Source organism: Caulobacter sp. GW821-FHT09H08 (assembly GCF_059415885.1).
This window is the reverse complement of the sequence record NZ_JBWKOC010000010.1, coordinates 1-3116: the sequence shown is the minus strand read 5'-3', so window position 1 is coordinate 3116 and position 3116 is coordinate 1. Positions and strand designations below refer to the sequence as shown.

The following is a 3116-nucleotide window of genomic DNA, read 5'->3' as shown; positions in this document are numbered from 1 at the left end:
AAAGGGGAGCGGCTTGTGGCCGCTCCCCTTGGGTTGTTTCGGTATTGGAGTGTTTGGCTTAGACGCCGTAGACGCCGATCAGGTTGACGTTCAGCGTGGCGCCGTCGGAGAGGTCGGTGAGGAAGGCTTCGTTGGCCTTGGCGTAGGTGCCGACGTCTTCCTTGGCGGCCTGAGCCAGGAGCCAGCCGACCATGGCGGCCTTGGTGCCCAGGTCGTCGTGGCCGTAGGCGGTGAAGTACGACGAGCGAGCGCCGCTGGTGCCGTTGAAGTCCACCGTGGAGTCCAGGATCGCGTGGATCTTGGCGTCCGTGGCGTCGGCCGCGCTGAAGATCTCGGCGTAGGCCTTCTTGGTGGCGTCGAACAGGCTCAGCGAGCCGTAGCTGGCGGCGAACGCGGCCTTGCCTTCGCCATCGTGCCCGAGGTTGACCGCGAAGTTGATGTAGCGGTTCTCGAGGTTGAAGGTCTGGTAGTAGGCCGAGTTCAGGTTGTTGGCGTTGCCCGTGGCCGAGGTCAGCAGGTAGTCCAGGCCGGCCTTGGTCGGGATTTTGCCGGTGAAGAACTGGTAGCTCATGGTCGCCACCGAGGTGGTGCCGTCGGCCAGGTCGACGACCTGGGCCAGGGCTTGAGCGTAGGACAGCTCGCCCGTGCCCATCTTGCCCAGCAGGCCTTCCATGAACGTGCCGTCCGAGCCCGACACCGTGTGGTCCATGATGTTCTCATAGGCCGTACGGATGTTGTCGGAGTCGGTCTGACCTTGGGCCGGGGTCGGCGAGGCGTTGTAGCTGGCCGCCGCGCTGGTGCCGACATTGCCGGCCGTGTCGGTCACCGAAGCCGTCAGGCTGTGGGGACCCGAGGCGGGCATGGTGGCGCTGACGCTGAAGGTGCCGTCGGCGGCCACGGTGCCCGTGCCCAGGACCGTCGCGCCTTCACGGATGGTCACCGTACGACCCACTTCCGACAGGCCGGCGGTGCCGGTGACCGCGGCCGTCAGGCCAGGGCCGACCGCGCCGGTGATCGCCACCGTCGGAGCGACCGTGTCCAGGGTCAGGTTGATGAGGTTGCTGGACACGCCGGCGATCTGGGCGGTCAAGATGTGCACGCCGTCGGCGCCCAGGTCGCTGGACTCGATGGACCACGAACCGTTGGCCTGAACCACGCCGGAGCCGCGGATCACGCCGCTTTCCAGCAGGGTGATCGTCTGGCCGGCCAGGCTCGCGCTGGTCGTACCGCCAACGAACGGGGTGCGGTCGTTGGTGATGCCGCCGTTGCCGACGATGACCACGCCGGTTTCGTCGGCGTCGGTGACCCGAACGCTCACGCCTTGGCTCGAGGCGTTACCCGCCGCGTCCGTGGCCGTGATGGTCACACGATAGACGTTGGTGCCGTCGACACTGGTCGGCGCTTCGAAGTTCGGCGGCGACTTGAAGGTCAGCACGCCGCCGGCCGTCAGGTCGAACTGCGCCGCATCCAGGCCGCTCAGGGTGTAGGCCACCGCCGTGACGTCCGTGGCCGTGGCCGTATAGACCGCGCCGCCGCCATTCTCGGCGAAGATCACCAGGTCGCCCGAGGTGATGACCGGAGCGGTCGTGTCGACCGTCAGCGTGTAACTGGAGACGGCGCTGGTGTTGCCAGCCGCATCGACAGCCGTGGCCGTCAGGGTGTGGCTGCCCAGGCTCAGGGTCGAGGTGGAGAACGTCCAGTCACCGTCGACATTGGCCACGACCGTACCCAGGACCGTGGCGCCCTCGCGGATCGTCACGGTGGCCCCGGCCTCGGTGTTGCCCGACAGCAGCGGCGTGGTGTCGTTGGTAGCGCCGCCGTTGGCGATGCCGCCCAGGACCGGGGTCTGGTCGTCGATGGCGCCGATCGTCGGAGCGGTCGGGACGATGGTGTCCACCGTCACCGTGTGGCTCACCGTGGCGGTGCTGACGTTGCCGGCCGCATCCGTGGCCGTCACCGACAGGGCGTGGCCGCCCTCGCTCAGAGCGCTGGTCGTGTAGGACCAGGCGCCGGTGTTGTCTGCCGCGATCGTGGTCAGCAGGGTGGCGCCGTCGTAGATCTTGATGGTCGCGTTGATCTCGGCCGTGCCGTTCAGGGTCAGGGTGGCGTCGTTGGTCGCGCCGCCGTTGGCCACCGCGCCGGAGGCCGGCAGGACGTTGTCGATCACCGAGACCAGCACCGGGGTGTCCGGCGACACAGTATCGACCTTGATGGTGAAGCCGGTCGAAGCATCGCTGACATTGCCAGCCGCATCGGTGGCCTTGGCCGTCAGGGTGTGGCTGGCGTCGCTCAGCGCGCTGGTCGTGTAGGACCAGTTGCCCAAGCTGTCAGCCGCGACCGAGCCCAGCAGCGCCCCGCCATCGTAGATCGACACGGTCGAGTTGGCCTCAGCCTTGCCGGCCAGGGTCGGCGTGGCGTCGTTGGTCGAGCCGTTGTCGACCAGCGGCCCCGAGACCGGATCGACATTGTCGGTCAGGCCCGTGATCGAAGGCGCGTCCGGAGCGGTCGTGTCGACATTGACCGTGGTGGTCGAGGAAGCCACGCTGACGTTGCCGGCCGCGTCCGTGGCCGTGGCGGCCAGGGTGTGGCCCCCTTGGACCAGAGCCGTGGTGGTGAAGCTCCAGCTGCCGCCGGTGGCCACGACCGTACCGGCCGAGACGCCATCGACATAGACCGTCACCGTCGAGCCAGCTTCCGCCGAGCCGTTCAGGGTCAGGGTGGTGTCGTTGGTGTAGCCGTTGTTGGCCACCGCGCCTTGGACCGGATCGACATTGTCGGCGACCGTGAACGCCGGGGCGCTCGGGGCGACGGTGTCGACCTTGACCACGAAGTCGGTCGAGGCGACGCTGGTGTTGCCGACCGCGTCCGTGGCCTTGGCGGTCAGGGTGTGGCTGCCGTCCAGCAGGGTCGTGGTCGTGTAGCTCCAGTCGCCGCCGGCCGTGGCCGTCACCGTGCCGAGCTTCGAGCCGCCGTCATAGATGTCGACCGTCGAGTTGGCTTCCGCCTTGCCCGACAGCGCAAGCTGGTTGTCGTTGGTCCAGCCACCGTTGTTCACGTCGCCCAGCACCGGACCCACATTGTCCACGCCCTTGGTGAAGGTCGGAGCGTCCGGAGCC

General features: G+C 68.0%; 1 protein-coding gene. It reads right to left on the bottom strand.

Annotated features, from left to right (window positions below; translation table 11 throughout):
- Positions 1-58 precede the first annotated feature (58 nt).
- The coding region (locus tag AC07NN_RS24035; RefSeq protein WP_494646342.1) for an Ig-like domain-containing protein at positions 59-3116 on the bottom strand (3058 nt) is incomplete at its 5' end.